The organism is Anaerobacillus sp. (assembly GCF_046314235.1).
GTDB lineage: Bacteria > Bacillota > Bacilli > Bacillales > Anaerobacillaceae > Anaerobacillus.
This window is the reverse complement of the sequence record NZ_JBKBWN010000016.1, coordinates 18,100-40,420: the sequence shown is the minus strand read 5'-3', so window position 1 is coordinate 40,420 and position 22,321 is coordinate 18,100. Positions and strand designations below refer to the sequence as shown.

Genomic DNA, 22,321 nt, shown 5'->3' with positions numbered 1-22,321 from the left:
TCATATAAAAAGATAAGAGGAGAGGGTCAAGAAAATGAAGAAGTATTTAAAAAGACTTAGTGTTGCAGCAGTATTATCACTTACATTATTTGTTGCCGGATGTGGGGCAGATACGACTAGCAAAGACGGTTCAATTGGAGACCAACTAAACTACACAATTACAGGAATTGATGCCGGTGCTGGTATCATGGCTGCTACTGAAGAAGCAATCGAAGAATACGGACTAGAAGACTATACTTTACAAACTAGTTCATCAGCAGCTATGACAGCAGCTCTTGCTGCCGCTTATGAAAAGGAAGAAGCGATCGTTGTAACTGGATGGACACCACATTGGAAGTTTGCTAAATACGATCTTAAATACCTAGAAGATCCAAAGGGGATTTTCGGAGCATCAGAGAGTATTCATACTATCGCTCGTAAGGGATTAGATGCTGATCACCCAACTGCATACGAAGTTTTAGATAATTTCTATTGGGATCAAGCTGATATGGGGGAAATCATGGTTGCTGTAAATGAGGGTGCTGATCCTGTTGATGCTGCAGCTGATTGGGTTGCAAACAATCAAGATAAAGTATCCCAGTGGACTGATGGTGTAGCTCATGTTGATGGTGACAAACTTACACTTACTTTTGTTGCATGGGACTCCGAAATAGCTTCAACACATATGATTGGAAAAGTATTAGAGGATATTGGTTATGATGTAGAGCTCGTTTCTCTTGAAGCTGCTGGTATGTGGACTGCTGTTGCTACTGGCAGTGCAGATGCCCTTGTAGCCGCGTGGCTACCAGGTACCCACGCTGTTTATTACGAAGATTATAAAGAGGATTTCATAGACCTAGGTGTCAACCTAGAAGGAGCTGGTATTGGTTTAGTTGTTCCTACTTACATGAATATTAACTCTATTGAAGACTTGAATAATTAAACAGTAAAAAGGCTACCAGTGGTAGCCTTTTTTGTTATCTGTTCTGCTAGTAAAACCTAAAAGTCATTTGCCTTCTTACTCACACAAGCCAAGGGGAAACAATTAATGTTTTTCCTGGAGCACTATTCTTGATGTTCAAGCTTAAAGTAAAGAGTGTTATAAATATGCTCAACCTCTTGGTCTGTCATGTTTTTTAACAGGCTTGAATCTAACCCCTTCATTGACTCAATAAAATTAATCATGTTTTTACGCTCTTGTCTACTCACTTTAAATCTCCCCTTTTCTTGTAATAGTACAATTTTAACTTCTTGTTTGTATTATATAACAGATGAATTATAAACGTCAACAATATTTGGAATTTTTTTTATAATTTTTTTACCTATTTTTCCAAACTAAATGTCAGCTTCTATTTCATTCTTATGCTGATTTTAACAAGTAAGAGTAAAGGTTGGATCAATTAGACAAGAACAATTATTATTTGGCAAAGTTCGTACAGATTTTCTCTGTTGTTAATGCAACAGTTGGAAAAATCATCTATACTGTTAGTAAATCGTAAAGGGAAGGTGATACAATGCTTAAAAGTACAAATGATACAGTTCTCCATTGTTATCCAGGTTTAATTGCATTAGTTACCGCCGAATGGAACGGCACGAGTAACATCATGGCTGCTGGTTGGCACTCATACATATCCTACGCTCCACCGATTTATGGTGTTGCAATCGCAGAAGAACGCTTTACTCACCATTTAGTAAAAAATTCAGGTGAGTTTGCGATTCAATTTGTTCCTGCTGAATATGCTGAGTATATTGAAGGTGCAGGCAAATTAACTGGAAAAGATGGCAACAAACTAGATGCACTCAACATTTCTTATAAAAAAGGGGAAACAGTTGACTGTCCAATTTTAACAACCGCTTACGTTGTCTATGAGTGTAAAGTAAAAGATATTCAAAAGTATGGCGATCACGATTGGATTGTTGGGGATATTACGAAGTTCCATAAAGATGAAACCCGTTTTGAAGCTGGACTTCCTAATTGGGATAAGCTAGAAATCCCATTGTTTATCGGACAATCACAGTATGTCATTGCCAATCAAGATACGAAAAAAATTAAAATTGATTTAAATAAATGAGGTTGTCCCATAAGTGATAGCTCACCTCGTATAGGCACGATATCTAGTGTTAATTCTAGATATCGTGGCTGAGGCGATTGTTACTTAGCTCTGGGACAACCTCCTTTATTTTTAATCATCATGATTAACATTGAATACATCTTCTTTAAAAGGGGAAATTACCTTGGTAAGGAGGTGAATTGGCTATGCAACCTTTAACAACAAAAGAAATGGAATACATTGTAGATTCTATGTCAAATGAAGATTTATTAATAAAACAATGCATTGCAACTATGAGTCAAACCCAAAATCCTGCTGTCAAAAATCTTTGTCAGCAGTCGCTCGCTACTCACCAGCAGCATTATAATCAATTGCTCCAATCGTTACAACAGCACTTAACCGTTGCTCCAATGAATCAACAGCAAATGCAATAGCAGGAAAGGGGAGAAAAAAGATGAATAATCAACAAAAAATATTAGAGGACCAAGATTTAGTTTATTCTTATCTTGCAGATCAGAAGAGAATAGCTCGTGAATATACAACTGCTGTAACTGAGTCTAGTTGTCCAGAAGTAAGACAAATGTTTGAGCATCTTCTACAAGATACATTAAATATCCAAAAACAATCATATCAATTGATGTCTCAGCAAGGATGGTATAATACTTCATCCCCAGTTCAAGGACAAGAAATTAATAAACAAATTAATCAATACCAACAAACAATGCAACAGACTTCTGCTCTCGTTCAACAAAATTTAAATAGTTAATTTACCTAGTAGAGGCTGACTACTGTCAACCTCTTTTATTATTTTCTGATTTTCAAATAAAAACTAGTCCCTTTTCCTTCTTCACTTTCAACAGCAACACTACCACCATGAACTTCAACAATTTCTTTGACGATCGCAAGACCTAGTCCGCTACCACCACTTTCTCGCGACCTTGATTTATCCACACGATAAAAACGTTCCCAAATATGGGGCAAATCAACATTACTTATACCGATCCCATTATCACGAATTTCAATAATAGTTTCAAGTTCTTTGTCAACTACATTTATAAAGATTGTTCCTCCCTTAGGTGTATAACGAATGCTGTTTTCAAGTAAATTAATCACCGCTTGGCCAAGACGCTGCTGATCAATTAAGGCCTTTACTTCGTTCATATTTCCTTTAATTTCACATTTAATAGAATGGTTATCAAACATTAGTTGTCTTGTAGCTACAATCGACTCAAGCCAGTGTAGCAAGTCTATTTCTTCTTTATGAAGGGCAATTCTTCCTTCTTCAAGCTTTGTTAATTGAAATAAATCGCTTACTAAATGTTCCATTCTTTTCGCTTCGTTATATATGACATCCAAGTTACGACGCCAATCCTTTTCGTCGATAACCTGAGCATCCTTCATTACCGCCGAGTAACCCTTTATATACGTTATTGGAGTTCGTAAGTCATGAGAAATATGGGAGATAAATTGCTGCTTGGAATCGCGATACTCCTTCAATTGTTTTGTCATCACACGAATATCTTCCGCTAGTTGACCAACTTCATCGTCACTATCGATTGAAAGTTTACTATCAAAATCGCCCTTGGCAATTTCACGCGTTGTTTCCCCTATTTTTATTAATGGTTTGGAGATGACCTTTGTTAAATAGATCGTTAATAGAACACCAATGAATAATGTAAATAACCCCATCGAAAATAACAGGAGAAGTAGCTGGAGCTTAGCTTTTTCAAACTCTCCTGTATCTTGGTCAACAAAGAAGAAGCCTCTCATTTCCTCATCTTTGATAATTGGTTGATACGCCCAAATGTGGGGAATGTGAAAATCAATACCTGTATCAACATATTCTAATGTTTTTCCACCTGTTTCAAACCGCTGTTGTACCCAATTCTGATATTGCTTTAACCATTTTTCACTAACAGCATGTGACGAATAAATCGGTTCGAGCTTTTCATCAAAAAAAATCATATGAACATGGCGTTCACGATTTTTTTCGACGACAAGATAAGAGATAAAGTCCTCGTCAAATCCATCTTCAATCATTCTCGCATAAGCTCTTAGCTCTTCTGCAACTTCCTGAGCTAACTGCTCTTTATAAAAATTTTTAAAAAAGTGATAGGAGAACAGAACCATTGTACTAATAACGACTAATAAGATAACTATGACGAAAAACGTAATTTTTTTAGATAGCGTCTTCTTCAAATTTAATCATCCCTCATAGAGCAATCTTCAAGCATTTGATAACCAATACCCCAAACAGTTTCAATAATTTGCTTTGTAAAACCGACGGCCTTTAGCTTTTCTCGGACATTTTTAATATGTGTGTCGACCGTTCTCGCATCTCCTTCATAAAAATCATCCCACTCCAACTGAACTAGTTGCTCCCTTGAATACACTCTTCCAGGATTTTTTGCTAAACGAACGAAGACTTTATATTCTTTCTTCGTTAATGGTAATGATTCACCTATATAGGATACTCTTAATTTATCCTCTTCAAATAAAAGCCCGTGTAAGCTGAAACTAGATTGATCAGCAACATTCTCCTTTTGTACCCTTCTCATAACTGATGCTATACGCGCTTGAAGTTCGCGCGGTTCAAATGGCTTTACAATATAATCGTCCGCTCCTAGCTGCAGACCTTTAACAATACGATCGGTGTCACCTAATGCTGTTAAAAGGATAATTGGTATACTCTTATCAAGAACTTCCCTTACATTTACTAATACTTCAAAGCCATCAATTGTCGGCATCATAATATCCAGTAAGATTAAATCATATTTGCCGTCCATGATTTTTTCTAAAGCATCAAAACCCGTTTGAGCTTCATCAATGATGTAGCCATAAGGTTTTAAGCATACGTTTAAGAGATTACGCATTTCCTTTTCATCGTCTACAATTAACACTTTATAACTCACATGCCTCACTCCTCATAAACAGCTGTATTTCTTATTATCTCTGAATGTAACACATTTTTATGAAAAAAGTATGGAGATACAAGAAAAGATGGCGACTGTTCCTAAGCAAAGTATCAGGCACCTCGTCTATAAACAACATACAATTCTGTATATCGTAACACGTCGAGGTGCGCTGACACTTCTGGGACAGTCTCCATCTTTTAAGGAAAATCACATTCAAACAGCTATTCGTTCTGCTCAATTTCTTTTTCTTCAATTGGAACTAAAATTTTTCCGGTTTTGTCACCGATCTCTAGTAATTCAAGAACTACCTCTGAAAGCTTACCGTGAGGGTATGGTTTTGTTAAATAATGGTCAATCCCTAAATTTTGGCCACGCTCCTTCTCATCGAGAGCAGAAGAAATGATAATTGGAATTTGCTTTGTCTTTTCTTCTTTCTTTAATTCCTCAATAACCTTCCATCCATCCATCTTTTCACCAAGCAAGATATCTAAGACAATAAGATTTGGTTGTCTCTTCCTAATTGCCGCTATGGCGCTTTCCCCATTTGAAAAATGTGTAACATCAATATTTAGTTCTTTTAGTTCAGCGAGTAGCAACATTCCTAAGCTCTCGTCATCCTCTACAATCACTAATGATGGTCTATCACCGCCCAAGTGCTCAGTAGTATACGTTATCTTTGGTGTAATTACAGTACCTTCAAGTGCAGGCAGTTTTACATAAAACGTACTTCCATTTCCAAGAACTGAAGAAACAGAAATATCACCATGATGGGCTTCAACTATTTTTTTACAAATAGCTAGTCCTAAGCCAGTCCCACCAATTTTTCGTCGATCCGAGTTATCAATTCGGTAAAACTTTTGGAAGAGCTTTGAAACCTCTTCTGCCGGGATACCTAATCCTTCATCTGTAACAGCGCAAATAACATCATTTTCTCTTTTTTCTATTCTTATCGTGACTTCACCGCCATCTGGTGAAAACTTTACAGCATTACTAACTAGATTTGTAAACAGCTGAATGAGTTTCTCCTCATCTCCTAAAATTTCAATTCGTTCTTCCGCTGATTGTAGGACAAAATCATGCTGTTTATTTGTTGTCTTAAACTTCACAATAAGATCCTCAATAATTGTATAGACATTAATTATTTTCTTATCGTAAGTTTGTTTACCAGATTCCATTCTTTGAATATCTAAAAAGTCATTAATTAAGTTTGTAAGTCGAGTAGCTTCTTTATGAATCGTTTCCAAATACTTTTTCTTCCGTTCTGGTTTTAACTCTCTTGTTAACATCAACTCAGCAAACCCTAAAACACTTGCTAACGGCGTTCTTAACTCATGACTAACGGTACTAACTAACTCCGATTTCATTTGATCTATCTCATATTCGGCAGTAATATCACGGTGAACAACTAGCGTACCATGCTGGTTATTATTTCTTTGAATTGTAACCGCATATACATCAAAAACCTTTTTCTTAGGTGTAAGCACTTCATATCGATACGTTAGAGCTTCCTGGCCTTCATGACAGATTGCCTTTTTCATAAAATTTTTGAAATCAGTAAACTCTTCGACACGTCCGTTAAGAAAATTCGACCACTCTTCAAAGCTGATATTGTGCAGATTGTCTTTTTTACCAATTATTTCAGTAAACATAAAATTATATTTTAGAAGCGATCCTTTTTCGTCCAAAAGCGAAATACCTTCATTTACATGGTCAATAATATCCTGATTAAGTTGACGTCTAGTTTCAGTTTCCTCATAGGACTGCTGTAGCTTTTGCTCAGCTATTTTTTTGTCTGTAATGTCTTTACTTATAGCAATGAATTGATATGGAACTCCACATTCGTTTAAGTATGGTACAATCGTCGTTTCTAGCCAATAAAAACTTCCATTTTTTTCTTTGTTTCTTATTTCTCCATTCCATATGTTCCCCTTTAGTATCGTTTTCCATAGATCTTGGAAAAACTGCTTACTATGCGAACTGGAATTAATAAGGCTATGATCTTGACCAAGTAATTCTTCTTTGGAATATTGTGAGATCTCGCAAAATTTCTCGTTTGTATAAGTAATGATCCCTTTATGATCTGTAATTACAACAAGAGCAGATTCATTTAGTGCACTGTTCAAATATTTCAACTCTAGTAACGATTTCTCCAAGTGCTCTTGTTGTTCTTCTAACGTTTCCTGTTGCGCAAGTAGCTCTTCATTTTGTGCTGTTAGCTCTTCTTCCTTCCCTTGCATACTACGGGCCATTTCTTGGAAGGCTCTAGAGAGAACCCCAATTTCATCATCCCTTTTCACTTGTGTTAATTGTACATACTCACCCTGGACGATTTGCTCAGAAGCTTGAGTTAATTCGAGTAAAGGAATACCGAGATTTTTGCTCAACTTCCGAATAAAAATTCCTAAAACAAATAAAATTAATACGATATAGGTGACATACAGCCACTTAAAGGAATTTACAGAATCAATTGTTTTATCATTTATTTGGTTTAGTTTGTCATCAATTTCATTGGCGAAGTTTTGCATTTGCTCCATAAAATCGATAACTCTGTCAGTGGCTCCGGCAAATGCTAGACTTCTCAATGAAACATAGTCATCATTTCTCACATGGATTATTGATGGTACCAGTATTTCTTCATTATACTCGAGTAGAAATGTATTAATTTCATAGACAAACCGTTCTTCTTCTTCATCCAATTTTAAACCTTCATAATAGCTAATCGCCTTTATTAATTCGTCTTGTTCTGAATGGAGAAATTCTAACTCTCTTTCATCTTGTAGAAAATAGTATCCTCTGGCGTGAAATACCATTAGCATTAAGTGATCCTCTATCTCATTTACAAGTAGCTTCTTTTCCTTTAATTCTTCTCTCTCAATCATCAAATCCTCTTGTATACCATAGTTAATACCGGTTAATAAAGCAGCTCCAACTAGCGCAAAGATTACAACAAGAATAAGCGAGAACATGTACTGCCTTGTAATACTTTTATTAAAATATTTATACATGTAAGATTTCCCCTACTAATTCAGCAAGCTTTACTGGACTAAATGGCTTTGCTAAAAAATAATTGGCACCTGCCAGTTTTGCTCTTTCTTCATCCTTTTGTTGACTCTTTGCTGTTAGCATCATTATTTTTACATGTTGCTTAGTTGGTAAGCTTCTTACCTTTTCAATAACTTCTAATCCTGTTAAGCCTGGCATCATATAATCTATTAAGACCAAATCATAATCATTATCGGAAATATATTGCAATGCTTCTAACCCATCAGATGCTTCATCAATTTCATAACCATCATCTTCGAGTGTATCAACAATTAACATTCTTAATATCTCTTCATCTTCTGCTAGTAATATTCGTTTCAACATGTAACCCCCTTTAAAATAAGTAATGAAAATAGAAAGCTGTAACACTGACAAGTCTGGATTTATTTAGATATCCCTTTTCTTGTCATTTCTCCCCAGCTTCCTTCGCGTTTGAAAATTGCTTGAACAAACCCTTCAAATCGCCAAATAACTGTTAATGGACGATACCAAAACGCTTCTGTTAGTGAATAAAAGAAGAGACGAGCAAGTTCTCTTTTTGCTTCATATTTTCTTAAACTCCATTCTTCTAGCAAAACAGCACTCATTGACAAAATTGAGCCGTATAAAAACGATAGTAAGAACAAGAGTAGGGCAACTTTAATGTTAATTAAAGAAAAAACAAGTCCGATTATAACAATTAAATAGCCAATAAACTCAATCACCGCACTTAATAATTCAATGAATAAAAAATATGGCATTGAAATAAAACCAATGAGGCCATATTTAGGGTTAAAAATCATCTTTTTGTGAAGCCACAACGATTCGTAAAGACCACGATGCCATCTACTCCGCTGTCTTCTTAATATTTTTAGCGAGTCAGGTGCCTCTGTCCAACAAACCGGATCTGGAACATATTCAATTCGTTTATTACTTTTTTCGTCTTTAATAAGACGATGAAGACGAACAATTAATTCCATATCTTCTCCAACTGTTTTTGTCCGGTATCCTCCCGCTTTTACGACCCATTCTTTATGAAAAACACCAAACGCGCCTGAAACTATTAATAGTAAATTATGTCGACTAAGTCCAATTCGTCCCATTAGAAATGCTCGTAAATACTCAACGACTTGCATCACGACGAGTGGGCTTTTCGCCAAACCTACTTTCATGACCTCTCCTCGTTCAATTTGACATCCGTTCGCAATTCGAATGCTCCCACCTGTAACAATAACCTCCCCATTAGAATCGATAATTGGTTTCATAACTTTTAAGAAAGCATCTCTCTCAAGGACACTATCACCATCAAGAGAGCAAACATACGGATAATTTGATAAATTAATTCCTGCATTTAAAGCATCTGACTTTCCACCGTTTTCTTTATCGATTAAAAATAAATAATCATATAATTTTGATTTATAAATCGCTCTGATTTCTTGCGTTTCTAATCTTTTTCTAACAACAAGATTAACCTTTACCATTTGAAAACGGTCAACCATCTCTTTCACCGTACCATCTTTTGATCCGTCATTGACGACAATAATTTCATATTCGGGATAGTTAATACTTAATAACGAGCGAACGCTATTATAAATCCCAATTTCTTCATTGTATGCCGGAACAATTATTGAAATAGGCTTTGTATCTTGAGAAGTTAGTAATTCTTCATATGGCTGCTTTTCGTCTAATAAAAAATGTTTTCTTAGCTGTCTAGCCGAAATTAGAAATATAGAAAAATAAAAAACAATAATAACTGCCATGTAGCTAATGATAAAATAAGCAACCCATTCAAAAATTACCATAAGCAAATCGTTATTCATCACGTAGCTCTTCTCCTCCTAACCATTGCAGCGCCATATCTCTAGCAAATGAATCTTCACTTGTCTCAGCTATATGAGTAAGAATAAGTTGTCCATCTTCAAGTTTAACAATAGCTTCTCCTGCTGCGTTACGAACCCACCAATTCTCATCTGAGATAAGTGGTACTATTGATGGTTTAAACCGTTCTTTTTTTATTACCGAAGCAATTTTGCAATACATCATCCGTTCTTGCCACAGAGATGATTTTGCAAAGCCCATTAATTTATCTGGATTAGACGTATATCCCAAGCTACGTATTACCTTCAACGCTTGCATTCTAATGTCCGTCTGTCCGTTTTCTAGCTCTCGCTCTACAAGAGGTAAGTAGCTAGTATCTTTTTTCTCTGCAAATAACGCTAGCAGTGCTATTTTTAATTGTTGATTTCCTTGATCATACTTACTAACAATTTGGTCAAACTTCTCTGTGTGAAAACGCCTTAATATTTCTTTGTATATAGCCAATGGGTATTGTTGATTGTTTAGGAATAAATGATCTATTAACCGTTTAGATTGTAATCTTGCTAAAACACGTAACTGTTGATGCTGTTCAACCTTTTCTACACCGCTAGTAACAAAGCCCTCCCAAACGATGTCTTCTAATGAATACATCATAAAATTCTCTATTGAATAAAGGGTATTCATACGAATGCTCCAGCTCTTATGCTCAAGTAATTCACGGTAATAGACCGCAAAGTATGTTTCAGCAAACGTTCTAATTCTCTCGGAGACTTCATCACCTTGGGCCATTTTCCTATGTTCATGTAATAGTTGCTGGACTACTTTATAACTCAAAGTGTCTCGCTGAAATAACCTAGTTTTCACTTCATCCCCTTCATTTAGATAATTAAATAAAGGAACACGTAGTTTGTTCTTCAAGTTCTCTTTTCGATTTTTTATTTTTATATCCTTATTTTTCTGTAATAGTAAGAAGATAAACAACAACACTAATAAAAATAATAAAACGATATTTAGTAAAATGAGCACATTCACTGAAACTTCGATCATTAGTTACATCATCATCCTTTTAACTAAACGCTTTACTCTCGCTTCTAATTCAGCAATACTAAACGGCTTTGTTAAGTAATCGTCAGCACCAAGTTCCAGAGCGCGTACTACATCTTTTTCACTTTTTCTTCCTGTGAGCATTAGCACGACAAATTTCTTCTCAGGGTAATCTCCCCTTAATTTTTTCAGCACCTCAAGGCCATCCATTCTTGGCATAATTCCATCAAGTAAAATGAGAAACCTACCATTTTGCTTGTGCCAATCCGAGGCAAAAAATAATTCCCCCTCACGGAATGATTTAAAGTCAACCTGAATATTTCCAAAAGAAAGTTTTGCGAGGCGCTCTTTCACTAGTTCATGAACGACAACATCGTCATCGATAATAGCAATATGAATATTACTCTTCGAACTATTTACAGTTAATCCCTTTCCCTCATATAAACAAACTTGACTGCGCCCTTGCTCTTTGGCATTGTACAAAGCGATATCTGCTCTTTTTACATATTCGTCAATATGCGTTTGTGGGTTGGCTATTTCAACAACGCCAGCTGAAAACGTAACATTTAATTCGGCACCATCTTCTGAGAAGAATGACACTGCCGAGAAATCCTCTAATAAACGATTAACAAAAAGTTTTGCATCTGCTTTCTTCGTATGTGGTAAGAGCAATATAAATTCTTCTCCACCATAGCGAATTAAATAATCCGATGTACGTTTACTCGATAGAACAAATTGCGCAAATCCTTTTAGGACAACATCTCCAATATGGTGCCCATACGTATCATTAACCTTTTTGAAATGATCTAAATCGATCACAACTAGTGATAAAACTTCTTTCGTTCTATTTAATTCAAACAAATAGCGGTTAAGCTCTAGCTTTAAAAACTTTCGGTTAAAGGCTCCTGTCAATTCATCAATCAGAACCGCATTACTAACTATATCTTTATATTTAATTCGATTTTCGACTCTAACCATTAATTCATCAAACGAAAAAGGTTTAGCAATAAAATCAACTGCCCCTTGCTTGTACCCTCTTATTCTCGTTTCTTTATTATCCTCAGAGCTTAGTAAAATGATTGGAATAAAATACGATTGTGACTTTTCCAAAATTGTTGTAAATAATTTAAATCCATGATGATCTTGTAAGTGTATATCCAATAAAATTATGTCAGGTTTATGATCATAAAAAAGCTTTAATGCTTTATCTGCTGTAACTGCCGCTAATACCATATAACCTTCTTTCTCAAAGTTCCCTTTGAGAAAATTCACCATTGTTATATCGTCATCAATAAGAAGGATTAGCTTATCATTGTCAGTGACTTTTTCTATTTCTTCTCTCTCTATTTTGATTTCAGTTTGATTTCCGTTATGTTTAACCAAAAACTGGAGGAATAACCGCCACTCTTCATTAGACCAAGTACGTTCTCCCGTCTCACTAATCTCTTTAAGTTTTTTTTCAGATTCAATAGAAATATCTAATAACCCAATTGTGGCCGCTGTTCCTTTTATAGTATGTAGGAAGCGGAAAAGATTCGCTTCACTGACAACGCCTTTTTCTTCCCATTGCTTTAAAGTATTTTGCATTCTTTCCAGAAACAACTTTTGATACTTTTCCATTTACTACACCTCAAATCTATTCGACAAAAAATTTATCTATATACCATTTTACAACCGTTACGATACATGTCCAATTTAAGTACCCTAAAATCACATAGAAAAAACTGGTTCCTTTTAATTTTCCTCTTAAAAACGGTGAATTGGTGAAGTTGTTTTACTTGAGTCACACATACCTAAGGGCTAGAAGATTAGGAAATGGAGCTAGTAATAAATTCGTTAAACTTAATTATCATTTTTAAACTATCAGTATTTTTGTTATTATTATATTATCGGCTGAAAATGTATTAATTGAAGGACCTTATAGTCCTCACGTTACAGCTATAGCATTCCTTAAGGAGTTCCTAATTATGGATCAAATCAATTTATTTCCATTACTTTTATCGTTTAGAGTTGCCTTAACAGCAACTCTTTTCACTATTCTTATCGGCTTACCTATTGCCTTTTTTTTAAGTCGTTCCAAAAGTAAGTTTGCTGACCTTTTAGATACTTTGATTACACTACCAATAGTTCTTCCACCAACAGTTCTTGGATATTATTTACTCGTTCTACTTGGGAGGCAAAGCGGCATTGGTAGATTTCTTGAAGAAAATTTTAATATTAGGATCGTCTTTACACCAACTGGGGCAGTTATTGCGGCAATGATTGTCTCTATTCCATTCCTAATAAAGTCTGCAAAAGCCGCTTTTGAAAACATTGACACTAATATCGTTAATGTGGCGAGAGTATTGGGTAGATCCGAATTTAATATTTTTCTAACTATTATAATCCCACTAGCGTGGCGGGGAATCGTTGCCGGAATTACACTCGGGTTCGCTAGAGCTCTCGGTGATTTTGGGACAACTTTAATGGTTGCCGGTAGTATACCTAATAAAACAATGACAATGCCTATTGCTATTTACGATGCCTTACTTGCTGGCAATCGTGAATTAGCAAATTTACTTGTAATCATTATGACCATTGTTGCTGTTACAGTGCTTTTTACTATCAACCGACTCGAGAAAAAAGTTTCGAAAAGGGGGCCAAGTTAATGCTGAACGTTGATATTAAAAAAACACTCGGCAACTTTCAACTTAATGTTCAGTTTAATGTAGAAAGGGGCATCGTCGGCATCTTAGGCCCTTCAGGTTGCGGAAAAAGTTTAACTTTACAAGCGATTGCCGGCTTATTAAAGCCAGACTCTGGGAGAATTTCGATTGGAGATCGTCTTTTATTTGATAACGAAAAAAATATAAATGTTCCAACTAGGGCTCGGAAAATCGGCTATGTTTTTCAAAATTATGCGCTTTTCCCCCATCTTTCTGTAGCAGAAAATATCAGTTATGGGCTAAAGGGACAAACAAAACTAGATAGACAAAGAAAGGTTACAGAGATGCTCCAAGTTGTTCAATTATCCGGACTAGACAACCGTTATCCAGACGAACTATCTGGTGGCCAGCAGCAACGCGTAGCTTTAGCAAGGACATTGGTAACGAAACCAGATATCCTATTATTAGATGAACCATTCTCTGCTCTAGATCAGCACGTGAAAAAGCGACTAGAACTAGAGTTATTGGATATTATAAAACAAAATTTCGCTGGTGTTGTTCTCTTTGTGACTCACAATATTGAAGAGGCCTATCGTCTTTGTGATCATATTTGTTTATACGATCGGGGCGCGAACATTCAGTATGGAAAAAAAGAGGATGTACTGCAATATCCCGTCAGTATAGCTGCTGCACAAATAGTAGGTTGTGAAAATATCTATAAAATAGATACCTTCAATGCGACTTCTATCATAATAAATGGACTGGAGCTTCATGTAGGAAGATCTGTTCAACCTGAAAAAAAGCATGTTGGCATTCACAGCTATGATGTCACCTTTGTCCCTCGAACAAATAGTACAAACACATTTGACTATTCAATCACTAGCATTATTGAAGGTATTAATCACACAACTATTTCAGTGACATTCAATAGTCTTACTGTTAAAGTAAATGTACAAAAAAATGCTGTATCCGAGATCTGTAAAGGAGATTTAATGCTTTATCTCCCTCCTGAAAAGATGTTTTTGATGGGGTGATAAAGGCCCCCCCCTAATTCATTGCCATTCCCTAATGTTAGGCTTTATGATACCAATGGTTCAAATATATCAAATTAATTTATACTACGAACGCTGTCATTAAAAGTTATTTGGATATACTGTATATATTAAATTTAAGAGCGGTGATGGATATGTTAGAAGATACAGGGGAAAGAATGATCCCTAAAAATATGAAGGCAATGAATGGCTCATTGCTAGAGCATTGTGCTAGATACTATTTTTCTACCCCCTATGCCAATGGGCGTGTCTTAGATATTGCCTGCGGGACTGGTTACGGTGCACAAATGGTTGCCAAAGACCGCAAACACGTAATTGAGGAAATTATCGGTGTTGATCTTGATGATGCGACACTTAAATATGCAAAACAACATTATTACCACCCGCTAATAACCTTCCTAAAAGGTGATGTTTTAGATCGTAAACTCCCGGAGAAATTAGGAACATTTGATACAATTTTAAGCTTCGAGACGATTGAGCATGTGGCCGATGACGAGCTTTTTGTTCAAAATATGTACAAGCTTTTAAATCCAGGTGGGAAGTTAGTTATCTCGACTCCTTTTGGTGATGGTAGAGGAATTTCATGTGGACAACCTTTTCACGTTCATCAACTAACAAAAGAAGAATTTTCAAACCTCTTTAAAGGTTTTTCAAAAGTAGAAATGTATTACCAACGCGGCGTTACAATTGAACCACCTAGAGAAGGTGTATATTACCCTATCGGAGTGGCTGTTTGTGAAAAATAGAGAAAAGGCTGGCCAAAAAGTACAGTAGTCATCTCCTCTACTATCGATCGATTGTGTACAAGTATACACTTCCATCATTGTAGACGAGGTTCTCTGACATTTATGGACAGCCTCTTTCTATTTATTGAAATTGTTTTTTGTTGATTATAGATTTTAGGAATAAGACAATTCCCTTTTTGAATTTATTTATAGTGGTAAGAAAAAAGGAGGATTGATAAAGATGTTTTATCATATTAAAGAATTACAATACCGCGCAAAACCAGAAAGACCTGACCCGGTTTTCGCTAGGAAACTTCAGGAAATCCTTGGTGGCCAATTTGGTGAGATATCAGTAGCTCTCCAGTACTTATTTCAAGGCTGGAGTTTTCGCGGTGATGAGAAATATCGTGATCTTCTGATGGATACGGGAACAGAAGAACTTGCTCATATTGAAATGCTGGCAACAATGATTGCTCGCCTTCTCGATGGTGCCCCTGTTGGTGATCTTGAAGATGCAGCAAAAGATCCAGTAATTGGAGCTATACTAGGTGGGATGAATCCGCAGCATGCAATTGTTTCTGGGTTAGGAGCCATGCCTGCCGATAGCGTTGGCAACCCTTGGACAGCAAGTTACATTAATGCAAGTGGTAATTTACTAGCTGACTTTCGCATGAATTTAACATACGAATCTCAAGGGCGTCTCCAAGCTGTTCGTCTTTATGAAATGACTAACGACCGTGGTGTCAAGGATATGCTCTCATGGTTAATTGCTAGAGATACAATGCACCAAAATATGTGGATAGCTGCGATTGCCGAACTAGAGGCACAAGAAAACGTTGTTGTACCTAGTACATTCCCACGGAACTTAGAAAAACAAGAAGTCTCTTATGCATTCTTTAACCTATCAAGAGGCGAGGAAAGCAGTCAAGGACGCTGGGCAAGTGGTCCAAGTATGGATAGAATGGGTCAATTTGCGTATATTGCAGAACCATACCCTTTTGGAAAAAAACCAAAGTTAAACCCACCACCGCCATATACACATAATACTATGCTTCCTAAAACCCCTCGTCATGACCCTCCAAGTATGTATTAAATATAATTGAACAAGAACAACTGGGTTGATAACCGCTCCAGTTGTTCTTTTCTATGGAAGTTCACTTATCAAAAGTAAATCATGCACCACCATCTCTAATTTAAAAGTCGCCAGCTAACATTCTCTTCGCTTAAAACTCTCACGAATTTCAAATTGTTGTTCAAGGAACTCCAACGAGTTAATGCTCAAACACTTTTTACACATACAAATCCAAAAATTATAATTTCATTGGTCATGTGAAATGATAAGGACTGTCACACAAAAAACTATATATAAAGAGGGTTTAAACGACGATGGATAAAGAAATGGAATACGGTAAAGATTATAAATTTATTCCAGCAACATCAATAGGAAGTGGCGTTACTCATGTTGTCGCAAGCGATATAATATCACATACATTGCAAATTGTGAATATTTGTATTGTCGGAAGTGCACATGAATGGGTTTTAGTAGATGCAGGCATGCCTAACTCTGCTGAGGAGATTATTGCAGTAACAGAGGAGCGTTTTGGAAAAGGGAGTTGTCCAAAAGCAATTGTTTTAACACACGGACATTTTGATCATGTTGGTGCAATTATCGAATTAATTGAACATTGGAACGCGCCTGTTTATGCTCATGAATTAGAAATTCGATATTTAACAGGGAAGCTTGATTATCCAAAACCAGATCCTTCAGTCGAAGGCGGCTTAGTTGCAAAAATCTCAGCCATGTTTCCAAACAAGGCCATTAATATTGGCCAACATGTTCAACAACTACCTAATGATGGTACTGTTCCCGGTATGCCTCATTGGAAATGGCTTCACACTCCAGGCCATACACCTGGACATATCTCTCTTTTTAGAGAAAACGATCGAATTTTAATTGCTGGTGATGCCTTTGTTACCGTTAGATCAGATTCTCTTTATAAAGTCATCACACAAGAGCTAGAAATGAGTGGCCCACCTAGATATTTTACAACCGATTGGCAAGCAGCATGGCAATCCGTAAAAAATTTGGCCGCATTAAACCCAGCTATTGCTGTAACTGGACATGGGCTTCCGATAGAAGGTGAATTACTAACCGAAAGTTTAGGAAATTTGGCAAATCATTTTGATGAAATTGCTATTCCTGATCATGGGATTTATGTTGATAAAAGGCTTCATTAAATGTTTTTCTCTTTCAGGAAGAACTACCAGTTTTAATTGATCATTCCTTCATTACAATATGGTTTCTACTGAAGTGATTTGTAAAAATGAGCCCTTCCCGAAAACAAAGTATCAGTCACCTCGTCTACTACATATAGATGGAGTACAGACCTAGACTTCTAGCATGTCGAGGTGCACTGACACTTATGGGATAGGCTCTTTTAATTTTGCAGTATAATATCTACTTAGCTATCTACGCCCTCTTTTTTTTGCTGCTAACAAGCGTTTCATCGTTTCCTGTGTATCTACACTAGACTCAGTCGATTCTTTTGAGGAATTTTGGGTGTCTACTGCAGTTTTTGTTCTGCTAGTATGATCAAGCTCTTTGGGCGAGGCTTCGGATTTAATTGTATCTTCTTTATCTACATTCTTACGATTTTTTACTTGACGCTTGATCTTTGGAATAGCCTCTGACCTCCCACTGCTTATCTTGCTTTTACTAAATATTCCACTTAGTTTTGGTACTCCGAATCTACGAAGTGCTACTTCTAAAAAGAATAGTAAAAATGCAAACAAAATAAGTAAATGAGCAATCGGTTGTCGTGAAATAGGACGTTCCACTAATGGACGAAATGCGTCTGCCGCATGGTCTAAAGTAGAACCACCACCGACGCTAGACAACGCTTCTAAAAAGGACTCATTTGTCGGCTTCATTCGATACTCTTCGGGATAGGCCACAGTAATTCCAGTTTGAAAAACAGGCGACTGCTGTAAATCAGTAAGCTGTACATAATGCATGCCTTCATCGCCATCAAAGGAAACTTCATACTCCCCTGGGGCCGTCATTCGAATATTAGAATCTATCACTTGCCCTGTTTCATTGACAATCGTAGCAGCTAACGGGCGTGACTGATTTTCCTCGGTAGTAAAGGTTAAAACACTTGTTGTTCCCTCACGCTTTTGTGAGACTTCAAAGGGGTCCTGTACGTCCGCTGGAAAGGTCCAAGTGACAACATCATTCCATAGGCTTGCCCAATTTTCCCAAGCTGCCCATTGACCTGACCACACCCCCTCAACATCAGAGGTCCAAGCAACGGTTTTCCCTAGTCCATATTGCCAACGAGATAACACCGGGTCATCTTTCGCACTCGTCAAAACATTCGTCGCTCTTCCCTTTGGAGTTGTTGCAATATACGCGTTCAACTGTGGAACACCACTTGTAAAATGTGCCACCCATTCTGTCATAGAACTCACATTTGGAAAGAATGGCTCATCCTCTATATATGTCCGAGTAGTAAGCATCGTTTCTCGCGATAAAATACTCGGGATTGTCGTTTCATCATAAACAGAGTAAAACCTACCTGTTCCATATTCCGCTAATAATTCTAATAAATAATGATCTGCACCATCGCCTACTGCAACGGTTGATAGCGTAATATTATCTGCTTCTCGCCCGCCTTCTATTAATGCTTGGTAATCTCCACTTTCAGGAGATTGCCCATCCGTTAGCATAATAATATGTTTTCGTTGTAACTCTAGCGGTGCTAGCTGTGCGTAAGCTTCTGCTAAGCCTGGGTAGATATCGGTACCGCCCCCTGCAGTAATTCCCAATATTTTTTCTGCGACATCTCTACTATTCGTCATCTTTTCTGTCTCAACGATTTGCCACGTGCGATCATCAAAAGCTATAACCCCAACCGTATCTCCTGAACGTAGCAATTCAACAGATCTGGCTGCAGCTTCTTTCGCCAACTCCAATCGCAACCCCATCATACTACCAGAACGATCAATAACAAAGATGAGACCTAGTGAAGGTAACTCCTCTTCACTTTTGATTTCCATGTCGACTGGAAGAATTCTCTCAATTGGCGTATCCTTATAGCCTCCTAAGGCAAAGCTTTCATGGCCACCAGTCATGATAAAGCCGACACCGAAATCTCTTACCGCCTTTTCGATTAATTCCATCTGCTTCTCGGCCATCCGCATTGCTGACACATTACTGAAAATAATTGCTTCATATTGAAGATAACCGTTTAGTTCCGTTGGCAAAAAATCTGGAGTAATTCGATTTATTTCTATCCCTGTAGTAAGTAGAGCATCATATAATGCATTTGCCTTTTTTCCATTACCTTCAACAAGTAATACGCTTGGAGTTCCAGTAACGACCGTCATTGCAGATAGCTGATTGTTTTGGGGAATACTATCCCCATCTGTAAGTACCTCAGCCCGAAAACGAAGCATTCCGCTATCGCTGATTGGGTATTTAAAACGAAGCGAATTTATACCTTGCTTTAGTTGAACACTGTCTTGAACTATTGTCTCATTATTTAAGGAAATCCTTATTGTCGACTCAGTTTCTTCTGTACTATATACTGAAAGTGACAACGACGCTTGTTCTCCTTTATACATTTGACGAGGTACAACAAATTCTTGGAAAGAAACATCCTTTATCTGCTCTTTGTAAAATGGGACAACATCTACCGTAATTCCTTGTACTTTAACAAAACTTGCTTGTTGTAGCGCGTCTCCTAATGTTTCATTTCCATCACTTAAAACGACAATCCTACCAGACCCTTCTCTTGCTAATAAGCTTGATGCGACTTGTATCCCAGCTTCCAAGTTCGTAAAATCAGTATTTACTTGGCTCCAATCACTGCTGAAACTCGACTGTGTGCCAATCATGCGCTCAATTGTAGCATCTCTTCCAACTGAAACAATGGCAAATGAATCATCTACATCTTTCGCTGCAACAGCTTCCCGAATAAAGGTTGTCATTTCAGAATTCATACTATCAATTGAGTCGGATCTATCCAGTACAAATACGGTATGAACATTTTTCGTTGTAAAAACTAGGTTAGGAAAGGATAGAGCAGTCACAATTAACAAAACAATAATCACTCTAAAAGAAACAATGACATTTCTTTCTCTTTTTGTTAATTGAACCTTTGTACGTATAAACAATACCACTAGTAATAATGCTGGTATGATTAATAACAAATAAAGAGGTTGTTCAAGCTCGAATCCCACGTCTATACACCTCCCATTCCACTAACAATAGTACGAAGGCAATCAAAAGAAGCCAAGTCCACCATTCATGTTGGACTGTACCAGCTGTCAAATTCGTTTCTTTTCCTAGTTTTGAAAAAGATTCATGAGCAATTGTCTCTTTTTCTCTCTCATCTAAAGTAACTGCGAAGTACTTCTTTTGTCCTTCACTATTTGACAAAAAGTACAATCCTGGTTTTACAGGAGACTGAAAAATATCGCTTTCACGATCAATCGTAGTAATAACGTTCTCCAATTCATCGAGTACCTTATACGGACCTACCGTTTCCAACTGTAACGACCGTTTTTCATTTGGCTTGAAATAACCTAAGTGAAAAGACTCTCCCTTTAAAAACTCCAACGTATGGTAAACAAAAATAGGAAAACTAAAGTGAAGAGGCCAGTCTGAGTCTTGGATATCAAATAAAATTTGAACGTATGGCCGTCCGTTCTCCCAACCCTTTTGAATTAGTGGCACAACTCCACTCGCCATAACCGTATCTACCATTCCTGAATTCTGTAGTCGTTGTCGCCTAGCTTGACTAATATAAATTTCGTCTATATCAGCATAGTTAAAAAGCTCTTCGCTATCCTTCACTTCAACCTTTTTCTCCAAAGCAATAATCTCATCCTCACGAGATGCTAATACGAAGAATGGTCTATCAATCGACTTAACGTCCTCCGCACTCGAAACAACTACTATACTATCTTTTTTAAACTGATCAATTTCCTCTAAGTTTTTTGCTTGGATCATATCGTTCCCAAGATGGATAAATACTTTATGTAAAAACGGATTGATATCTCCTATTAGATACAGAATTGGCTTTGCCTCCGTTGACGAAAATGAATAGGCAATATTATCTAATGGATAAATATCTTCATCTACTATTTTCACCGTATAATAGCTAGCACTCGGTAACTCTTCTACAGTAACATAGGCTTGATTATCTGCTGCAATTGTTACAGATTGCGTGTGAACCAGTTCACCGTCCGCTGTAAATTGGATAGTAGTCTGTTGCTCTTGACTACTATCATTTCTTAAAGTAACAACACCAGTGGCTTGTTCACGAGATGTATTCACGCCAAAAGTCAAAATTGATAAATTTTTGTCATTATAGGCTGCGATATTAATAGCATGAAAAGGTGAATTGATTTGGCTTTCTATCCAATGCTCTTCGGTAATTTGATCACTAAAAACATAAATACTTGAGGATTGTTGTTCACTTAGTGCCTTAGCCAAGGACAAAGCTCGCTGAATTTCGCCGTACTCATAGGTCATACTTATGCCCTCTATGGCATCCTTGATTACTCGTAGGTCTAATTCCTGGTTAACTGTTAAAATTGGTGTCGCGCTGATAGTAATAATACTTACCGTTTGATTACGCGAACGCTTTTCTAACAGTTTGATCATTTCTTGCTTCGCCTGCTCAAATCTGGTTGTTCCATCTTCGTCAACCATTGCCATCATAGAAGCAGAGCTATCTAATAACATAATTATATGGTCACCTGCGATGCCTTCCTTAGTGAAAAATGGTCGCGTAAGAGCAAGCATTAAGAATAAAAGAAGTAAAATTTGGAGTAACAAAAGGAGCTGTCTCTGTAGCTTCTTCCACCACTTTGTTGCCTGCCATTCATTCATGACTTGATCCCAAAGTATATTCGAAGAAATAACTTGTTCAGTATATTGTTTTCTGAACATATAAAAAAGGACGAGTCCACCTATAAAAATAGAAAGTCCTAAAAAAGCGGGAATCAGTAATCCCATTTCTGTCACCTACTTCCATTAAGAAAAAGCGCAAGGCGCCTGAA

At 36.9% G+C, this 22,321-nt stretch carries 19 protein-coding genes; 9 read left to right on the top strand and 10 right to left on the bottom strand.

Going from position 1 to position 22,321, the window contains the following annotated elements; translation table 11 throughout:
* The first annotated feature begins 34 nt into the window (after window positions 1-34).
* Entirely contained in the window at window positions 35-922 is an 888-nt protein-coding gene (locus ACK4M9_RS18305) for a glycine betaine ABC transporter substrate-binding protein (protein WP_409853745.1), read from the top strand.
* Between the two features lie 122 nt (window positions 923-1,044).
* On the opposite strand, the gene ACK4M9_RS18300 is transcribed toward ACK4M9_RS18305, so the two are convergent.
* On the bottom strand, window positions 1,045-1,188 hold the full coding sequence (locus tag ACK4M9_RS18300; RefSeq protein WP_409853743.1) for a BH0509 family protein: 144 nt from the start codon (window positions 1,186-1,188) through the stop codon (window positions 1,045-1,047).
* A 305-nt stretch (window positions 1,189-1,493) separates the two neighbouring features.
* On the opposite strand from ACK4M9_RS18300, the gene ACK4M9_RS18295 reads away from it, so the two are divergent.
* From ACK4M9_RS18295 to ACK4M9_RS18285, 3 genes are all read left to right on the top strand, one after another.
* Complete coding sequence (locus ACK4M9_RS18295) at window positions 1,494-2,051, top strand: flavin reductase family protein (RefSeq protein WP_409853741.1); 558 nt, start codon at window positions 1,494-1,496, stop codon at window positions 2,049-2,051.
* A gap of 185 nt (window positions 2,052-2,236) precedes the next feature.
* The gene (locus ACK4M9_RS18290) at window positions 2,237-2,464 is read left to right on the top strand and encodes a hypothetical protein (RefSeq protein ID WP_409853842.1); all 228 of its coding nucleotides are present in this window, start codon (window positions 2,237-2,239) and stop codon (window positions 2,462-2,464) included.
* A 20-nt stretch (window positions 2,465-2,484) separates the two neighbouring features.
* Window positions 2,485-2,796 (top strand): spore coat protein, encoded by a 312-nt coding sequence (locus ACK4M9_RS18285; RefSeq protein ID WP_409853738.1) that lies wholly within the window; start codon window positions 2,485-2,487, stop codon window positions 2,794-2,796.
* 38 nt (window positions 2,797-2,834) lie between these two features.
* On the opposite strand, the gene ACK4M9_RS18280 is transcribed toward ACK4M9_RS18285, so the two are convergent.
* From ACK4M9_RS18280 to ACK4M9_RS18250, 7 genes are all read right to left on the bottom strand, one after another.
* Entirely contained in the window at window positions 2,835-4,229 is a 1,395-nt protein-coding gene (locus ACK4M9_RS18280; protein WP_409853735.1) for a sensor histidine kinase, read from the bottom strand.
* 2 nt (window positions 4,230-4,231) lie between these two features.
* Window positions 4,232-4,942: a response regulator transcription factor gene (locus tag ACK4M9_RS18275; RefSeq protein ID WP_409853733.1), complete on the bottom strand. Its 711-nt coding sequence runs from the start codon at window positions 4,940-4,942 to the stop codon at window positions 4,232-4,234.
* Window positions 4,943-5,166: 224 nt separating this feature from the next.
* Window positions 5,167-7,950 carry an ATP-binding protein gene (locus ACK4M9_RS18270; RefSeq protein ID WP_409853730.1) on the bottom strand — a complete coding sequence of 928 codons (2,784 nt, stop codon included), beginning with the start codon at window positions 7,948-7,950 and terminating at the stop codon, window positions 5,167-5,169.
* Window positions 7,943-8,308, bottom strand: a complete 366-nt coding sequence (locus tag ACK4M9_RS18265) for a response regulator (RefSeq protein WP_409853839.1) — start codon at window positions 8,306-8,308, stop codon at window positions 7,943-7,945. Before ACK4M9_RS18265 ends, ACK4M9_RS18270 begins: the two co-directional genes overlap by 8 nt.
* 62 nt (window positions 8,309-8,370) lie before the next feature.
* Window positions 8,371-9,786, bottom strand: coding sequence for a glycosyltransferase family 2 protein (locus ACK4M9_RS18260; RefSeq protein WP_409853837.1), 1,416 nt, complete (start codon window positions 9,784-9,786; stop codon window positions 8,371-8,373).
* Entirely contained in the window at window positions 9,779-10,831 is a 1,053-nt protein-coding gene (locus tag ACK4M9_RS18255) for a HEAT repeat domain-containing protein (protein ID WP_409853727.1), read from the bottom strand. The genes ACK4M9_RS18260 and ACK4M9_RS18255 overlap by 8 nt, the downstream gene beginning before the upstream one ends.
* Window positions 10,832-10,834: 3 nt before the next feature.
* The gene (locus ACK4M9_RS18250; protein ID WP_409853726.1) at window positions 10,835-12,448 is read right to left on the bottom strand and encodes a GGDEF domain-containing response regulator; all 1,614 of its coding nucleotides are present in this window, start codon (window positions 12,446-12,448) and stop codon (window positions 10,835-10,837) included.
* 347 nt (window positions 12,449-12,795) lie between these two features.
* Here ACK4M9_RS18250 and modB point away from each other — a divergent pair, with 347 nt between their 5' ends.
* The 5 genes from modB to ACK4M9_RS18225 all read left to right on the top strand — a co-directional run bounded on the left by modB (window position 12,796) and on the right by ACK4M9_RS18225 (window position 17,488).
* Window positions 12,796-13,476, top strand: coding sequence for a molybdate ABC transporter permease subunit (gene modB, locus ACK4M9_RS18245; RefSeq protein WP_409853723.1), 681 nt, complete (start codon window positions 12,796-12,798; stop codon window positions 13,474-13,476).
* Window positions 13,476-14,507 (top strand): sulfate/molybdate ABC transporter ATP-binding protein, encoded by a 1,032-nt coding sequence (locus ACK4M9_RS18240; RefSeq protein ID WP_409853720.1) that lies wholly within the window; start codon window positions 13,476-13,478, stop codon window positions 14,505-14,507. Before modB ends, ACK4M9_RS18240 begins: the two co-directional genes overlap by 1 nt.
* A gap of 152 nt (window positions 14,508-14,659) precedes the next feature.
* A complete protein-coding gene (locus ACK4M9_RS18235; protein ID WP_409853717.1) occupies window positions 14,660-15,271 on the top strand; it encodes a class I SAM-dependent methyltransferase in 612 nt (203 codons plus the stop codon).
* A 220-nt stretch (window positions 15,272-15,491) separates the two neighbouring features.
* A complete protein-coding gene (locus tag ACK4M9_RS18230; protein ID WP_409853714.1) occupies window positions 15,492-16,343 on the top strand; it encodes a manganese catalase in 852 nt (283 codons plus the stop codon).
* Window positions 16,344-16,636: 293 nt separating this feature from the next.
* Window positions 16,637-17,488, top strand: a complete 852-nt coding sequence (locus ACK4M9_RS18225) for an MBL fold metallo-hydrolase (protein ID WP_409853712.1) — start codon at window positions 16,637-16,639, stop codon at window positions 17,486-17,488.
* Window positions 17,489-17,716: 228 nt separating this feature from the next.
* On the opposite strand, the gene ACK4M9_RS18220 is transcribed toward ACK4M9_RS18225, so the two are convergent.
* Both ACK4M9_RS18220 and ACK4M9_RS18215 read right to left on the bottom strand, forming a co-directional pair.
* A complete protein-coding gene (locus ACK4M9_RS18220; RefSeq protein ID WP_409853709.1) occupies window positions 17,717-20,494 on the bottom strand; it encodes a VWA domain-containing protein in 2,778 nt (925 codons plus the stop codon).
* Complete coding sequence (locus ACK4M9_RS18215; RefSeq protein WP_409853706.1) at window positions 20,478-22,277, bottom strand: vWA domain-containing protein; 1,800 nt, start codon at window positions 22,275-22,277, stop codon at window positions 20,478-20,480. Before ACK4M9_RS18215 ends, ACK4M9_RS18220 begins: the two co-directional genes overlap by 17 nt.
* Window positions 22,278-22,321: the final 44 nt, after the last annotated feature.